This is a genomic window from Streptomyces sp. NPDC030799 (assembly GCF_055572255.1).
This window is the reverse complement of sequence record NZ_JBVIDS010000014.1, coordinates 227,958-242,488: the sequence shown is the minus strand read 5'-3', so window position 1 is coordinate 242,488 and position 14,531 is coordinate 227,958. Positions and strand designations below refer to the sequence as shown.

Sequence of the window (14,531 nt, the reverse complement as noted above, 5' to 3'; positions counted from 1 at the left end):
GAAGGGGCGCGGGTCCTTACTGCCCGGCGAACTTCTTGCTCACCGACTCATACACACCCTTGGCCACGGGCCCCAGCCGCGGCCCGGCCAGCCAGCCCGAAGTCACCGGGCCGATCGACGTGTTGGACACCAGCGCCGGCTTGCCGTCGGAGCCGGTCTCCACCCAGCCGCCTCCGGAGGAGCCCGCGGTCATCGTGCAGCCGATCCGGTACATCGTCGGGTCCGCCTGGGCGAGGGACAGCCGGCCCGGCTTGTCCGTGCACTGGTAGAGCAGCTGACCGTCGAACGGAGCCGCCTCCGGGTAGCCGGACGCGGTGATGCTCTTCACCTTCGGCACCGCCGGAGCGTTGAAGTTGACCGGCAGAGCCCCGCCGACCGTCTCCTCCAGCGACCTGCCGCTGTTGCCCTGCTCCGGCGTCACGTGGATCACCGCGTAGTCGTAGGAGGCACCGTTGCCGCCGGTCGCGCCGCCCTGGTCGATCCACTGCTGCGAGGTCTTCGCCGCGTCGGCCCACCAGACGCCGTACGGGGCGACCTCCGACCTGCTGGCGTGCTGCAGCTGAGCGGCCGACTTGCCGGAGTTGTTGTACGACGGCACGAAGGCCATGTTGCGGTACCAGCCGCCGCTCTTGCCGGCGTGCACACAGTGACCCGCCGTCCAGACGAGATTCGACTTGCCCGGGTGCGCGGGGTCCTCCACGACCGTTCCCGAGCACACCATGTGACCCTCGGGGGAGTCGAAGAACACCTTGCCGGAGGTGGCCGCGTTGGTGTGGTACGGCGGCGCCACCGCCTTGGCCTTCACGGGCTGCGGGGTCGGGTCCGTCACGCCCTGGTCACCGGAGATGTCGTTGTCGTCGACCCCCTTGTTGGGGTCGTTGGCGTGGCGCATCCGGTCCGGGTCCCACAGGCCCTTGATGATCGGGTTGATGAAATCGTTGGCCTCGCGCAGCCAGTCCTGCTTGTTCCAGTTCTTCCAGTCGCCGTTCTTCCACTTGTCGATGTCGATCCCGTGCTCCTTGAGCCTCTTCCTGAGGTCGTCCGGGATCCTGATCTTTCCGTCGCCGGTGCCGGCCGCGGTCACGGAGGGGGTCGGACTGCCGCCGGCGTTGTCGTCGTCGCCGTTGCAGGCGGTGGCGGTCAGGGCCAGCGCCGAGGCGAGGGCGACCGCCGCCACTGCGGGGGAGGTACGGCGGGGGCCCCTCCCCCGCCGAACGGTGAACGACGGCCGTATGGATCGCATGCTTGTGACTCCCCCTGTGATGAAGGTATATGGCGCTGCGGACGCGACACCCGCCGCGAACTCGTGGGGAGTTCACGCCGGTCTCACGGCCGTCTGGGAACGGCATCACACACTATGCGCTCGCTGTGGGGGAGTTCCGACGGAACGGCAACGGTTCGGCTACAAGCCGTCTGACCTGGCCAATCATCCGGAGATCTACCGATTTGACGTCCACTCGCCCACAACGCCCCATGGACGATCTTGAGAGAACCCGTAACCCGTCGAACGGTCCGGGGTTGTAGCGGTGGGGGGCCAGCTGCCTGCACCCGGTCCCCGCGGATCAACACGCCTGTGAACAGCGGGGAGGACAGCGCGCCGTGGCCGTAACGGAGTCGATGGCTGGAGGCTTGCACGGGGAAGCGCGTGCCGTGCACGAGGGGATCCTCAGACGCCAGTCGGCGCGCGAGTCCTCGGCCCGCACCTACGCCCGGGCCCTGCCCATCGTGCCGGTCCGGGCGCGCGGGCTCACCATCGAGGGCGCCGACGGCCGCCGCTATCTGGACTGCCTCTCCGGCGCCGGCACGCTCGCCCTCGGCCACAACCATCCGGTCGTGCTGGAGGCCATCCGCAGGGTCCTCGACTCCGGCGCCCCGCTCTCCGTCCTCGATCTGGCGACCCCCGTCAAGGACGCCTTCATCACCGAACTGTTCCGCACCCTCCCGTCCGGCCTCGCCGACCGTGCCCGTGTCCAGTTCTGCGGACCGGCCGGTACCGATGCCGTGGAGGCCGCCCTCAAACTGGTCCGGGCCGCGACCGGCCGCGCCGGCATCCTCGCCTTCACCGGCGCCTACCACGGCATGACCGCCGGTGCCCTGGCCGCCTCCGGCGGGGCCCGCGACATCCAGGTCGCCCGTCTGCCCTATCCGCAGGACTACCGCTGCCCCTTCGGTGTCGGCGGACCGCGCGGCGCCGAACTCGCCGCCCGCTGGACCGAGTCCCTCCTCGACGACCCCAAGTCAGGCGTGCCCCTGCCGGCCGGGATGATCCTCGAACCCGTCCAGGGCGAAGGCGGGGTGATTCCCGGGCCGGACGGCTGGCTGCGCCGCATGCGGCAGCTCACGGCCGACCGGTCCATCCCGCTGATCGCCGACGAGATCCAGACCGGCGTCGGCAGGACCGGCGCCTTCTGGGCCGTCGACCACAGCGGCATCAGCCCCGACGTCATGGTCCTGTCCAAGGCCATCGGCGGCAGCCTCCCGCTGGCCGTGATCGTCTACCGCGACGATCTGGACGTCTGGCCGCCCGGCGCCCACGCGGGAACCTTCCGGGGCAACCAACTCGCCATGGCCGCGGGCACCGCGACGCTCACCCATGTCCGGGAGAACGGCCTCGCCGAACGAGCCGCCACCCTCGGCTCCCGCATGCTGGCGCAACTCGCAGAACTCGCCGGCACGTTCGCGTGCGTGGGGGAGGTGCGGGGACGTGGACTGATGATCGGGGTCGAAATGGTCGACCCGGAAGGCATCGGCGCCGAGCCCGACGACCACCGTCCCCTGCCCACCGGTCCGGAGCCCACCCGCACCCCGCCTCGGGCCGCGCCCGAACTCGCCGCGGCCGTCCAGCGGGAGTGCCTCCAGCGAGGACTGATCGTCGAACTGGGCGGCCGTCACTCGGCCGTGGTCCGGCTGCTTCCGCCGCTCACGATCAGCGACGAACAGGCGGCAGCCGTACTGGACCGCCTCACGGACGCGGTGGCAGCGGTGGCCCGCACTCACCGCGCAGGCTGAGAGCCGCACCGGCACCGCCTCCGTCGCCGAGCCGGCCCCAGCCTCGGAAACCGTTCCCTTCCTCCCTCCGACTCCCTCCGCAGCCAAAGAGGTTCAGGTCGAAAGCGGCCTTCCCTGACACATCCACAGCCCCCTCGGTCACCCCGCTCTCAGTGCCGACACCGCCAATTCAAGCCCCGCACCGCCCGGTCAGCCCACGAGGAGCCGTCATGAACGCCACCCCCACCCCCGACGGCAGCTCCGGTGCTCCCGACGAACCGGGAGACCCCGGCATCCCGGCCTCTCATGTGCCGCTCGCCGAGTCGGTTCCCCAGCAGAAGAGGCGCACCGTGGACCTCACCCGAGTGACCGAGCCCGGCGCCGACCTGCTGGAGGATCCCGACCCGCGCACCGTGGCCCAGGCCGCCGCCGTGGACAACCTGCTGCGGTGCCGGGTACGGGAGAGCAACCTCGCAGCCCCCCACAGCGGCACGCTCTGCCTTCCGCTTCCGGCCAGCGGCACCTCCCTGCTCGCGCCGGTCCGCTACTGGTCACCGACGGGCTTGCACCGCTTCGGTCCGCCACGCCTGGTCGGCGCCCCCGTGGCCGCCCCTGCGGTCGACGCCGTGACCCTGGCGGCTCTGCTCGCCCGGGAGACGGCCGGCGACACGGGCAGCGCAGATTCCGCACCGGACCTCAAAACCGCAGGGCACGTGGACGACGGTGATCTCGTGGCCAGGGTGGCGGACTCCCAGCGCCGCACCGCGACCTTCATCCGCGACCGGCGGGAGCACCCCGCCGACGTCCCCGACCTCTTTCTCTCCGCCGAGCAGGCCCTTCTCCTCGGACACCCACTGCACCCGACCCCCAAGAGCCGCGAAGGCCTGACCGAGGGCGAAACCCGCCGGTACTCACCAGAGCTGCGCGGCTCCTTCCCCCTGCACTGGATGGCTGTCGCCCCCGCCCTTCTCGCCACCGACTCGGCCTGGACCGAGCGCGGCCGTCCCGTCCCGGCCGTGCACCTCATCCGGCGCCTGGCGGAGACCGACCTCCCGGTGCCCCCCGGTCACGCCGCCCTGCCGCTGCACCCGTGGCAGGCCCGTGAGCTGTGCCACCGTGAACCCGTCGCCGAACTGCTCGACTCCGGGCTCCTGCACGACCTCGGCCCTCTCGGCACCGGCTGGCACCCCACCTCCTCCGTCCGCACGGTCCACCGGTCGGGCGCCCCCGCGATGCTGAAGTTGTCTCTCGGCCTGCGCATCACCAACTCCCGCCGCGAGAACCTGCGCAAGGAACTCCACCGTGGAGTCGAGGTGCACCGGCTGCTGCGCACCGGCCTGTCCCAGCGATGGCAGGCCGCACACCCGTCCTTCGACATCGTCCGCGACCCGGCCTGGCTCGGCGTGGACGCCCCGGACGGGCTTCCCGTACCCGGACTCGACGTGGTGATCAGGCACAACCCGTTCGCTCCGACCGACGACGTCGGCTGCGTGGCGGGACTCCTCGCGCTGCGGCCCGTGCCCGACCCGGACGGCGACTCCTCGCTCCACCGGACCACCTGGCCCATGCGCTCCCGGCTGGCCCAGCTCGTCGAACGGCTCGCCGTACGCACCGGACGGCCCGTCGCAGCCGTGGCCGCGGAGTGGTTCCTCCGGTACCTGGAACACGTCGTCCGTCCCGTGCTCTGGCTGGACGGCGAGGCCGGCATCGCCCTGGAGGCCCACCAGCAGAACACCCTGCTGCTGCTCGACGGCGCCGGCTGGCCCGCCGGCGGCCGCTACCGCGACAACCAGGGCTACTACTTCCGCGAGTCCCGGCGAGCCGAACTGGAAGCCCGGCTGCCCGGTATCGGCGAGCGCAGTGACACCTTCGTCTCCGACGAAGTGACCGACGAACGCTTCGCCTACTACCTCGCCGTGAACAATGTGCTGGGCCTGATCGGCGCGTTCGGTTCCCAGCGCCTCGCCGACGAACGGCTGCTCCTCGCGGCCTTCCGCCGTTTCCTCACCGACGTCGCGGCAGGGCCCGCCGCACTGCGCACCTCCCTGCCCTGCCATCTGCTCGACTCGCCCGTCCTGCGCTGCAAGGCCAACCTGCTGACCCGGCTGCACGGCCTAGACGAACTCGTCGGCCCGGTCGACACCCAGTCCGTCTACGTCACCGTCGCCAACCCCCTGCACTCCTGAGCGAACCCCACCTCGCCTCGCCCCGCACGTCCCGAGGAACATGACCCACCTCGTCTCCTGAGAGGAGCGCACCATGCCTCCCACCGACGCGAACGCCGACTCCGGCCCCGGTCCCGCCCGGCCGGGTGCTCCCGTCGCCCCGGGGGCCGCTGCCCGAGGGGGCTCCGCCGGCCCACGAGCCGACGGCGCGGTCACCCGGCGCACCCCCTACGCCGGATTCGCCGTCGAGGACGACGACGCCGACTGCGAGGACACGCTCGACCTGCATCTGCCCGCGGACTTCCTCGCCCTCTTCGCCGGCGGGACGGCCCATCTCCTGGACCAACTCCCCACCTGGGGCACAGTGGTCACGCGGGTCGGTTCCTTCCGGCTCGTGCCCGTGCGCATCGACGCAGACCTGCCGCTCATCCACCGCTGGATGAACGACCCCGCCGTCTCGGAGTTCTGGGACCTGGCCGGCCCCCGGAACCGGACGGAGGACCACCTGCGCTCCCAACTCGACGGCGACGGCCGCAGCGTGCCGTGTCTCGGCGTGCTGGACGGCACACCGATGAGCTACTGGGAGATCTACCGGGCGGACCTGGATCCCCTGGCCCGCCACTACCCGGCCCGCCCCCATGACACCGGGGTCCACGTGCTCGTCGGTGGGGCCGCGGATCGAGGGCGGGGGCTGGGATCCGCCCTGCTGCGAGCCGTGGCCGACCTGATCCTCGACCGGCGTCCCGCTTGCGCACGCATCGTGGCGGAGCCCGATCTTCACAACATCCCCTCCGTCGCAGCGTTCCTCAACGCCGGCTTCCGGTTCGCGGACGAGGTCGAGCTGCCCGCCAAGCGGGCCGCCCTCATGATCCGGGACCGGGTCCTGCGCGAGGTGCTGTAGCGCCGGGCGTTTCGGCCCGGCCGGTCAGCCCTGGGGGAGGAGGGCCTGCAGTGTGACGGTGCGCAGTTCCTGCCAGCGGTCGAGCAGGTCGGTGCGCTGGTGCAGGACGTCGGAGATGTGCTGCATGCCGTAGAAGGAGGCGACGACGACCTGGGCGGCGGCGCGCGGGGGGAGTCCTGCCTTGAGCTGTCCGGCCCGTTCGGCCTCTTCGAAGAGGCCCGTGAGGAGCTTGATCCAGCCGACGTAGGGCTCGGGCAGCGGGGTGTGGATGAGTGAGCGTTCGGACTGCAGGCGGGTGGCGGCCTGGATGGTGCGGTCGGTGTGGAAGGCCTCGGCGGTTCGGTCCAGGAGGGTGAGGATGGTGCTGCGGGGGTCGAGGTCCAGGGTGCGGACCTCCTCCAGCAGTGCGGGCCATCGCTCGTAGTTCTTCTCGACGATCGCGATGGCCATGGCTTCCTTGTTCTTGAAGTGGAAGTACACGGCACCCTTCGTCATGCCGACGCGCTCGGCGATGTCGACGATCGAGGTGGCTTCGTAGCCGCGTTCGGCGAAGAGTGCGGCGGCGGTGTCGAGGACCTGGGCGCGGGTGCGTACGGCGCGTTCCTGCTTGGGCTCCCGGCCGGTCGTGGTGCGGGCGGACGATGTGCTGGTCATGGATCTCCGGCTTTCCGGCGGGCGTGGCGCATGAAGCGGACGCAGTGTTTCAGGTTTCTTCCGCCAAAGGCTCGGGCGCCCTGAGGCCGGGCTCCCGTGCCTCACCGCTCCGGGCTGAATATACCGTCACGAAGGTATATGAGCGGTCGGCGCGGGTCAGGCGTCGAGGGCGGGTCCGGGCGAGCGGAGTGCGGTTGCGACGATGACCCACAGCTCCTCGATGCGGTCCTTGGCGGGCAGGTCGCCCCGTGGGACGGGCAGGTGCTGGAAGCCGAGGACCAGGGAGAGCAGGAGCTGCGCCACGGACTCGGGTGAGCAGCGCATCCGGATCTCGCCGTCGGCCTGTGCCTGTTTCGCGTTGCCCACCAGGAAGTCCCAGACCTCGGTGAGCAGGGGGCCGCTCTCCATGGCGTCCCCCGGCATCTCCGAGGCGAGGCGGAAGGCTGCCCGTACCCGCACGTCGGACCAGAGCCGGCCGGCCAGCGACACGGTGAGGGAGCGCAGCGCCTTCAGCGGCGCGAGCCGCGCGGACTCGATGTCCGCCAGGAGCCCGGCCCACACCGCGGCGCCATGGCGCACCAGTGTCCTGGCCAGGTCCTCCTTGGAGGAGAAGTGGCCGTAGAGCGCGCCCTTGGTGAGATCGGTGCGAGCGACCACTCCGCCGAGCGTCGTGCGCGTGTAGCCGAGGGAGACGAACTCTTCCGCGGCGGCGTCCAGTATCGCCTCGTACGTGCGCCGCGCGCGTTCCTGCTTGACCATCCTGGGACCCCCCTTCACCCGGCACTGCGACCTCCGAAAGAAAATACCATCCCCAAGGTATGTTTCCGCCCGCCGGTTCGCCGGACCGGCGGGAAGTGGGTTCTGGAAGCGGTCATGGATCCAACGATCTCAGAGAAGTCCATTGCAATATACCTTCCCGGAGGTATATTTCTCGCCGGTTGCCGGGGGAGGTCACCCCGGCCGTCTGTGTGTGCTCTGCGTCTGATTCGTCTATCTGTATGGGGGTCAGTGATGAGTGGCGACGTGTTGGCGACCGACATGCCGCAGGACGCGTGGGGGGAGGACTTCCAGCGGACCGTTCCGCAGCGACTGGTCCACAAGGAGGCGGCACACGAGGTGCTGCTGACCGACGCCGTACGCGTGCGTCCCGGACTCTTCTATCTGGCCGTGCGGCAGCCGGCCGGACACGGGCTGTACCGCCCGGACGCCGCCGGGGGGACCGATCCGACGCTCTTCGTCGAGATGCTGCGGCAGACGGCGATCTACCTCTCGCACCGCTTCTACGGGGTGCCGCTGGAGCATCCCTTCGTCTTCTGCGGACTCGACTTCGACCTCCCGGTGCCCGGCGCGGACGACACCGAGGACGAGTCCGTGGTCCTGGAGGTCCGCTGCCGGGAGACCAGGGAGCGCACTGCGAAGCGCGCGGTGATGAGCCTGGGGGCGCAGCTCGTCTCCTCGGGCGGGGTGCGCGCCACGGGCAGCGTCTCCTGGCAGGCGGTCGACCGCGCGAGCTACGCGGCGGTGCGCCGTCGCGGCGCCGCCGGGGCCCTGCCGCCCGCCCCCGGCACCGCGGTCACCGCGGTGCATCCCGGCGCACGCGTGATGGCGCCCGAACTCGTGGGCCGCGAGCGGTCCATGGACGTGGTCGTCGCCGAGTCCGGCCTGCCGGACGAGCGGGCGGCGGCTGAGGAGCCGGGTGGTACGTGGCTGCTGCACGTCGATCAGTCCCACCCGGTGTTCTTCGACCACCCCAGCGACCATGTGCCGGGGATGCTGCTGCTGGAAGCCGTCCGGCAGGCCTCGCGGGCGGCCCTGGGACCGGCTCCGGCTCCGCTGTACGAATGGACGATGTCCGGTGGCGGGGTGCAGTTCGCCGCCTACTGCGAACTGACCGCACCCACCCGGCTCGTCGTACGGCAGTCCGGCACGCCCCGGACGCCGGACGAGGTCACCCTGGCCGTGGAAGCCGTGCAGAACGGCAGGACCGTGGCGTCCGGCAGTGCGCGCTGGCAGGCGGCTCCGGCTGCCGCCCCGGCCTCGGTCCGCGCCGGCGTGGAGGAGGTCTTCGCGTGATACGGCCCTCCGCTTCCACCCCCGGCGACTCCGAGCGGGAACAGGAGGTCTCGCCGGCCGCCGGCCTGTCGGTGCGCCGTGCGGCCCGGGTCGCGGCATGGCACGCCGACGAGGCCGACGTACGGTGCCGGCTCGATCTCGACGTGGTCGTGGAATTGGCCCGGGCCGGCTTCAACCGGCACTTCGTTCCCGCTGAGCACGGCGGCACGGAGGGCTCGTTCACCGACCTGGTGCAGGCCGCCGCGCACGTCGGTGAGGGCTGCACCTCGGCGGCCTGGGTGGCGACGCTCTTCGCCGCCCATGGCCGGATCGCCTCCTACCTGCCCGAGCGCGCCCGGCGGGACCTGTGGGGCACGTCCCCCGACACCCGCATCGCGGCAGGCGTCGCACCGCCGGGGCCGCACGCCGTCACCGTGCCCGGCGGCTGGCTGCTCAGCGGCGAGTGGCCGAGCGTCAGCGGCGTGGACTTCGCCGACTGGGTGCTGCTCGCGGCACTCGCCGAGGGGGCCGGGGGCGTGGGGTCCGGGGGTGCGGGATTCGTCGGCGAGGGGTCCGGTGGTGCGGCGTCCGGTGGCGTGGGGTCTGGCGGTGCGGGGTCTGGTGATGCGGGGTCTGGGGGTGCGGGATCCGGCTCCGAGGGACCCGGTGGTGCGGGGTTCGCCGGCGAGGGGTCCGATGGGGTGGGGTCCGGTGCCGCGGGAGCCGATGGTGCGGGGTCCGGTGGCGAGGTGCCCACGCTCTTCCTCGTCCCGATCGAGGACTGCCAGGTCCTCGACACCTGGAACCCGCTGGGCATGCGTGGCACCGGCAGCAACACGGTGCGGCTCGACGGTGTCTTCGTGCCCGGCCACCGAGCGGTTCCCCGAGCCCGGCTGCTCGTCCCGCGCGAGCAGGGCGCGGCGCGCTGCCACAGCGTTCCCTACCCGCTCGTGGCGGCGCTGATGTTCGCGGCACCGGTGCTCGGCGCCACCCGTGGCGCGCTGACGGAGTGGACCCGCGCCGCCGTGGACCGCACGGGCCCGGACGGCGGCCGGGCCGGCTCGACGCCCGCGCTGTCCACGGCACTTGCCCGCTCCTCGGCCGGGCTGCGGGCCGCCGAGCTGCTGCTGGACAGTGCCGCCCGGCGCGCCGACGCGGCACGGATCGAGCCTTTGGCGGTGGCGGAGACGGCACGGGACGTGGTGGCCGCGGTCGAGATGTGTGCGGCCGCCGTGGACCGGCTGTTCCGTACGACCGGCAGCCGGGGACAGTCGCAGCAGGACCCGGTCCAGCGCCGCTGGCGCGACATCCAGTCCGCGTCGACGCATGCGATGCTCCGCTTCGACGCTTCGGCGCAGTCCTATGCGCAGGCCGTCTTCGGGGCCTGACCGCCCGACTCCGAGGAGTCGCCCGATCCACTTGTGGCCGCCGCCGCGCGGCGCGCACAGCGTGCCCGCGTCGGCGGCCGACTGCCGCTCGCGGGCACGGCCGGCTCCTCTCTGGAAAAAATACCTTCGAGAGGGTATGTTATTCGGTACGCGCAGGATCAGGGGGACGGAGGCAGTGCACGGTATGAGCGCACCGACCATCGGGCCCCAGGCCCTGAGACTGTTCGAGTACGCATCGGCCCGCAGCGACTGGACCGTGCGCACCGCATGCGAGCAACTCGACAGCAGCGTCGACGAGATCGAGCAGGCCCGCCAGGAACTCCTCGGGCTCGGCCTGCTCATCGAGGTGCCCGAGGGCGCCTCGGCGACGGGGGAGCGGACCGTCAGGGCGACCGCCCCGGAGGCCGCACTGCTCAGGCTGCTCACGGCCGAGGAGCAGGCGGTCATGGAACTGACCGAGCAGATCCGGCGGACCCGGGAGCGTGTCGGCGCGATGCGCGAGGCGTTTCTGCCCCTGCACACGGCACGGTCGAGCGGCCTGGAGGTGGTCACCTGCCCGGAGAAGATCGCACGCGTCCTCGGTGATGCCGCCGACATGGCCACGTCGGAGATCCTGAGCATGCACCCCGGCCCCGTGATGCCGCCGGACGTGCTCGCCCAAGGCCTCCGGCGGGACCGGCGGGTGCTGGAGCGAGGCGTGTCGATGCGCAGCATCCATCTGCGGCCCATGACCCGGATCACCCATGCGATGACCCATCTGCAGGAGTTGCGGGCGGCGGGCGCGGACCTGAGGATCGCCAGCATCGTGCCGTTCCGGTTCATCCTGGTCGACCGGGTGCAGGCGCTGGTGCCCGCCCTGCACGTCCGGTCGAGCGGCGCGATGATGGTGCTGCGCGGTGAGGCCGTCACGGCACTGCTGGTGAAGGTCTTCGAGATGTGCTGGGCGTCCGCCGCCCCCCTGGAGGCGGCCGAGTCCGGCCGGCAGTCCGGGTTCACCTCCCAGCAGCTGTGGATGCTGCGGCTGATGGCCACCGGCCGCAAGGACGAGGCGATCGCCCGCGAACTCGGTGTGTCCGTGCGGACGTTGCGCAGGATGATGGCGGACCTGATGGCGCGGCTGGGTGTGGACAGCCGGTTCCAGGCAGGCATCACGGCGGCGAAGCTGGGCCTGCTGGACTAGGGCGAGACAGCTCCCGGCCGGTCCGGGTGTCCTGTCGGCCTTCGGCTGTCCGGTTGGGGCCAGGCCGCCATGGGCAGGGCTTTCGTGCTGGCCCTTGCCGTGGCCGGTGGACAGGATGGTGCTCCGGCAACGTGCCAGTTGAGTCAGGAGCCCTCCTCGTGTTCGACCCGGTACTCCTCAGATCCCTGACGGGGACACCGCTGCGGGTCCAGTGCGCCGTACTGCCCGTGCCCGCACCCGACGGCGGAACCGTCGACGTGCCGCGCGAGTGGGCCGTACTGCGCGTCCGGCTGCGGGGAGCGGGCAGCACCGGGCGGGGCGAGGCCACGCTCCTGCCCTACCGGGAGGCGGACAGCCGCGAAGCCGTCAGCGAGCAACTGGCCTCGGTCGAGGCCGAGCTGGCGCATCTGATCAGCCCGGTCGAACTGCTGGACCTGCTGCCGCCGGGCCCCCTGCGCAGCGCGCTCGACACCGCGCTGTGGGACCTGCTGGCCAAGCGCAGCGGGCAACGGGCCTGGGAACTGCTCGGGGTTCCCCGGCCGCGCCCGGTACCGGTCGTCCGCACCCTCCCGCTGCTGGAGCACACCCGGCTGGAGAACGAACTGCGCCACAGCGACGGCTTCTCCTCGCTCAAGCTGAAACTCGGGGCCGGTGCCGTCGAGGACGACCTCGCCCGGCTCGACGCGGTGCGCCGCCACCGGCCCGATGCCTGGCTGATGGCCGACGCCGAGGGCGGGTGGGACGTGGACCGGCTGCACGCGATGCTGCCCAAGCTCGCGGACCATGGGGTGCGGGTGCTCGAACAGCCGCTGCCCGAGGCGGAGTCCGGGGCGCTCGTCACCCTGCGCCGGCCGTTCCCGATCATCGCCGATCTGCCTCGGGGCGAGGTCGGCGACATGGGGCGGCTCGTGGCCCGGTACGACGGGATCAACCTCAAACTGGACGCGGTGGGTGGTCTCACCATGGCCCTTGCCATGATGGAACAGGCGGAGCAGCGGGGTCTGCTCGTGCTGCTCGGCTCACCGCCGGCGACCGCCCGCTCCTGGGCGGCGACCCTGCACGCGGCCACCGCGGCGGACCTGGTGAACGTGCCGCAGACGCTGTGCGTGCCGGGGGAGCCGCACGAACCACAGCGGCCGAGCGGCCCCCAGGCCTCCTCCGCGACGGACCTCTGGGGCTGACCGCGCCCCGAGTCCCCCTTCAGGCCGGGCGGCGAGGCGTCAGCCCCAGATCAGGTCGTCCTCTGCCGCCGAGGTCGGGGCCGGCGGTACGGCGGAGCCGGTGTTGCCATGACGGAACTCTCGCGCGTTGCTCATCTTGATCTTCCTCCGTGCGGGGCGCTGGCCGGACCGGCAGCAGGCGATGGGGCTCGACACACCGATCATCCGACGTACCCGAGCGGGATACAGCCGCCCACACCTGGCCGTGACGGGAATGACCGCTCGATGCCATACCGGCCGGGAGCTACCACGGACCGGGAACGGCGGCTGCAGGGCCGTGGGTTGGAGGGCCGGGGTCGAAAGGCGGTGGTCGGCGGCCGCGGGTCGGAATGCCGCGGTCTGGGGGCGGCGAGCCCGCCGATCGACGGGCCGGAAAACGACGGGCCGTAAAGCCGCGAGCTGGAGGGCCGCGGGCCGGAAAGCCGCAGGTCGGGCCCCCGCCGGTCGCCCGGGGGAGGGAAGTGGCGGGGCGGTGGGTTCGCGTTGGGGGAGGCTGCGAGCCCGTCGAGCGTCGGGCCGGAAAACGACGGGCCGTAAAGCCGCGGGTCGAAATGCCGCCGGTCGGAAGGCCCTGGGGCGGAAGGCCGCCGGTCGGAAGGCCCTGGGGTGGAAGGCCGCCGGTCGGAAGGCTCTGGGGCGGAAGGCCGCCGGTCGGAAGGCTCTGGGGCGGAAGGCCGCCGATTGGCGCTGCGGCGGAAGGCCGTCAGTCGGAAGGCTGCGAGTTGGAAAGCCGCCGGTCGGGAAGCCGTGGTTTGGGCGGTTGCAGGTCGGGAGGCGGCGAGGCTCCGCCGGTCGCCCGGGGGACGGAAGCCGCGGGGATGAGGGCTGGGGGAAGCGGCGAGCCCCGCCGGTCGCCGGGGGTGCCCGGGCGGCCTGCGGGGCGCGGCGGGCAGGTGCCGCTCTGCGGTGAGCGGCACGCCCGGTCCGGAGCCGGCCGACGGCTCAGTAGTGCACGCGGCGGTTCTGCTCCGTCACGCGATACCGCACGTTCCACAGGCTCCGGCGCACATAGGTCCGCTGCAGCCAGCGGTCCCGGCCGTCGTACCGGGCCGTGAACGTGGACCGGGCGTGCACCCCCTTCCGGTTGTTGATCAGCAGCGCCTGGCCCGGGCGCAACTGCACGCCGTGCGCGACCTGGCGGCAGACCTGCTGCAGCGTCTCCAGCGCCTCCCGCGCCCCGCTGGTGAGCGGGTGCACACCATTGGCGGAGATCGCGATCTCCGGGAAGTCGTGATGGCCGCTGATCATCGGTACCGGCTCGGACAGCACGTCCTGCCCGCCGGCGACGTCACGCACGTAACTGCCCGGCGCGTTCAACCGGAACAGCGGGCTGCGCAGGGTGTCGAGCACCTCCGGCGCCAGCGCGGCCGAGATGTCACGGGCATCGGCGTAGAAGGTGCCGGCCACGCCCTCGTGGTCGGCACGCAGGCAACTGAGCACGAGGAAGTCGGGGTTGGCCACGTCGTACCGGCCGATCACGTCATGCATGATGTCGCTGTGGAAGTTGAGGAAGATCTCGGACCCCTGGTTGGTCTGGGTCCGCGCTCCCCCTTCGACCGGAATGACGTCGTGCACCAACTGGCCGGCCTTCTCCGTGAGCACGCCCATGGGCTCACCGAGCAGCCCGCTGAGGCCCAGCAGCACGCCCTCCGCCACGAACGACGTCTTCTCCCGGCTCGGCCCGCCGTCCGACGGCGTGTCGGGCAGCTCGGCGTCCACCGGCAGATTGCTGATCAGGCTGACGCCGGGAGTGTCGATGTGCCGGCCGAAGTCCAGGATCTGCTGCAACAGCGCCGTCGGCAGCGTCGCGAAGATCTGCAGCAGCCGGGTCATCGAGCGGTCGATGTCGATGTTCGGATCCGGCAACCGCTCCAGCTGTTCCCCGAGCGCGTCCCGCACCTCGTCAGGCAGGACGATCTCGCGGAAGGTCTCGGTGGTGACGGGTTCGGTGGCCGGCACGGTGTGGACGGTGGTCGCGGTCAT

At 71.9% G+C, this 14,531-nt stretch carries 11 protein-coding genes; 7 read left to right on the top strand and 4 right to left on the bottom strand.

Going from position 1 to position 14,531, the window contains the following annotated elements; all coding sequences use genetic code 11:
- Nucleotides 1-16 precede the first annotated feature (16 nt).
- On the bottom strand, nucleotides 17-1,243 hold the full coding sequence (locus ACZ41I_RS31940) for a trypsin-like serine peptidase (protein WP_399772486.1): 1,227 nt from the start codon (nucleotides 1,241-1,243) through the stop codon (nucleotides 17-19).
- A gap of 374 nt (nucleotides 1,244-1,617) precedes the next feature.
- Here ACZ41I_RS31940 and ACZ41I_RS31935 point away from each other — a divergent pair, with 374 nt between their 5' ends.
- The 3 genes from ACZ41I_RS31935 to ACZ41I_RS31925 all read left to right on the top strand — a co-directional run bounded on the left by ACZ41I_RS31935 (nucleotide 1,618) and on the right by ACZ41I_RS31925 (nucleotide 6,054).
- A complete protein-coding gene (locus ACZ41I_RS31935; protein ID WP_468515693.1) occupies nucleotides 1,618-3,009 on the top strand; it encodes a diaminobutyrate--2-oxoglutarate transaminase family protein in 1,392 nt (463 codons plus the stop codon).
- A 209-nt stretch (nucleotides 3,010-3,218) separates the two neighbouring features.
- On the top strand, nucleotides 3,219-5,174 hold the full coding sequence (locus tag ACZ41I_RS31930) for an IucA/IucC family protein (RefSeq protein WP_468515692.1): 1,956 nt from the start codon (nucleotides 3,219-3,221) through the stop codon (nucleotides 5,172-5,174).
- A 73-nt stretch (nucleotides 5,175-5,247) separates the two neighbouring features.
- Nucleotides 5,248-6,054: a GNAT family N-acetyltransferase gene (locus ACZ41I_RS31925; protein ID WP_468515691.1), complete on the top strand. Its 807-nt coding sequence runs from the start codon at nucleotides 5,248-5,250 to the stop codon at nucleotides 6,052-6,054.
- A 24-nt stretch (nucleotides 6,055-6,078) separates the two neighbouring features.
- Here ACZ41I_RS31925 and ACZ41I_RS31920 read toward each other — a convergent pair whose 3' ends face one another.
- Together ACZ41I_RS31920 and ACZ41I_RS31915 are read right to left on the bottom strand one after the other, a co-directional pair.
- Nucleotides 6,079-6,708 (bottom strand): ScbR family autoregulator-binding transcription factor, encoded by a 630-nt coding sequence (locus tag ACZ41I_RS31920; protein ID WP_399772476.1) that lies wholly within the window; start codon nucleotides 6,706-6,708, stop codon nucleotides 6,079-6,081.
- Nucleotides 6,709-6,864: 156 nt separating this feature from the next.
- The gene (locus tag ACZ41I_RS31915; protein WP_468515690.1) at nucleotides 6,865-7,467 is read right to left on the bottom strand and encodes a TetR family transcriptional regulator; all 603 of its coding nucleotides are present in this window, start codon (nucleotides 7,465-7,467) and stop codon (nucleotides 6,865-6,867) included.
- Nucleotides 7,468-7,719: 252 nt separating this feature from the next.
- Here ACZ41I_RS31915 and ACZ41I_RS31910 point away from each other — a divergent pair, with 252 nt between their 5' ends.
- From ACZ41I_RS31910 to ACZ41I_RS31895, 4 genes are all read left to right on the top strand, one after another.
- Entirely contained in the window at nucleotides 7,720-8,781 is a 1,062-nt protein-coding gene (locus ACZ41I_RS31910) for a ScbA/BarX family gamma-butyrolactone biosynthesis protein (protein ID WP_468515689.1), read from the top strand.
- Nucleotides 8,778-10,148 carry an acyl-CoA dehydrogenase family protein gene (locus ACZ41I_RS31905; protein ID WP_468515688.1) on the top strand — a complete coding sequence of 457 codons (1,371 nt, stop codon included), beginning with the start codon at nucleotides 8,778-8,780 and terminating at the stop codon, nucleotides 10,146-10,148. Before ACZ41I_RS31910 ends, ACZ41I_RS31905 begins: the two co-directional genes overlap by 4 nt.
- 184 nt (nucleotides 10,149-10,332) lie before the next feature.
- Nucleotides 10,333-11,328: a helix-turn-helix transcriptional regulator gene (locus ACZ41I_RS31900; RefSeq protein ID WP_363217026.1), complete on the top strand. Its 996-nt coding sequence runs from the start codon at nucleotides 10,333-10,335 to the stop codon at nucleotides 11,326-11,328.
- 158 nt (nucleotides 11,329-11,486) lie between these two features.
- Complete coding sequence (locus tag ACZ41I_RS31895; protein ID WP_468515687.1) at nucleotides 11,487-12,509, top strand: enolase C-terminal domain-like protein; 1,023 nt, start codon at nucleotides 11,487-11,489, stop codon at nucleotides 12,507-12,509.
- A 981-nt stretch (nucleotides 12,510-13,490) separates the two neighbouring features.
- Here ACZ41I_RS31895 and ACZ41I_RS31890 read toward each other — a convergent pair.
- Complete coding sequence (locus ACZ41I_RS31890) at nucleotides 13,491-14,531, bottom strand: TauD/TfdA family dioxygenase (protein WP_399772463.1); 1,041 nt, start codon at nucleotides 14,529-14,531, stop codon at nucleotides 13,491-13,493.

Bases quoted from the DNA above. Each gene is read 5' to 3' on its own strand.
- ACZ41I_RS31915 (WP_468515690.1), bottom strand. From the start codon at position 7,467: ATGGTCAAGCAGGAACGCGCGCGGCGCACGTACGAGGCGATACTGGAC.
- ACZ41I_RS31935 (WP_468515693.1), top strand. From the start codon at position 1,618: ATGGCTGGAGGCTTGCACGGGGAAGCGCGTGCCGTGCACGAGGGGATC.
- ACZ41I_RS31940 (WP_399772486.1), bottom strand. From the start codon at position 1,243: ATGCGATCCATACGGCCGTCGTTCACCGTTCGGCGGGGGAGGGGCCCC.
- ACZ41I_RS31925 (WP_468515691.1), top strand. From the start codon at position 5,248: ATGCCTCCCACCGACGCGAACGCCGACTCCGGCCCCGGTCCCGCCCGG.
- ACZ41I_RS31930 (WP_468515692.1), top strand. From the start codon at position 3,219: ATGAACGCCACCCCCACCCCCGACGGCAGCTCCGGTGCTCCCGACGAA.
- ACZ41I_RS31890 (WP_399772463.1), bottom strand. From the start codon at position 14,531: ATGACCGCGACCACCGTCCACACCGTGCCGGCCACCGAACCCGTCACC.
- ACZ41I_RS31920 (WP_399772476.1), bottom strand. From the start codon at position 6,708: ATGACCAGCACATCGTCCGCCCGCACCACGACCGGCCGGGAGCCCAAG.
- ACZ41I_RS31910 (WP_468515689.1), top strand. From the start codon at position 7,720: ATGAGTGGCGACGTGTTGGCGACCGACATGCCGCAGGACGCGTGGGGG.
- ACZ41I_RS31900 (WP_363217026.1), top strand. From the start codon at position 10,333: ATGAGCGCACCGACCATCGGGCCCCAGGCCCTGAGACTGTTCGAGTAC.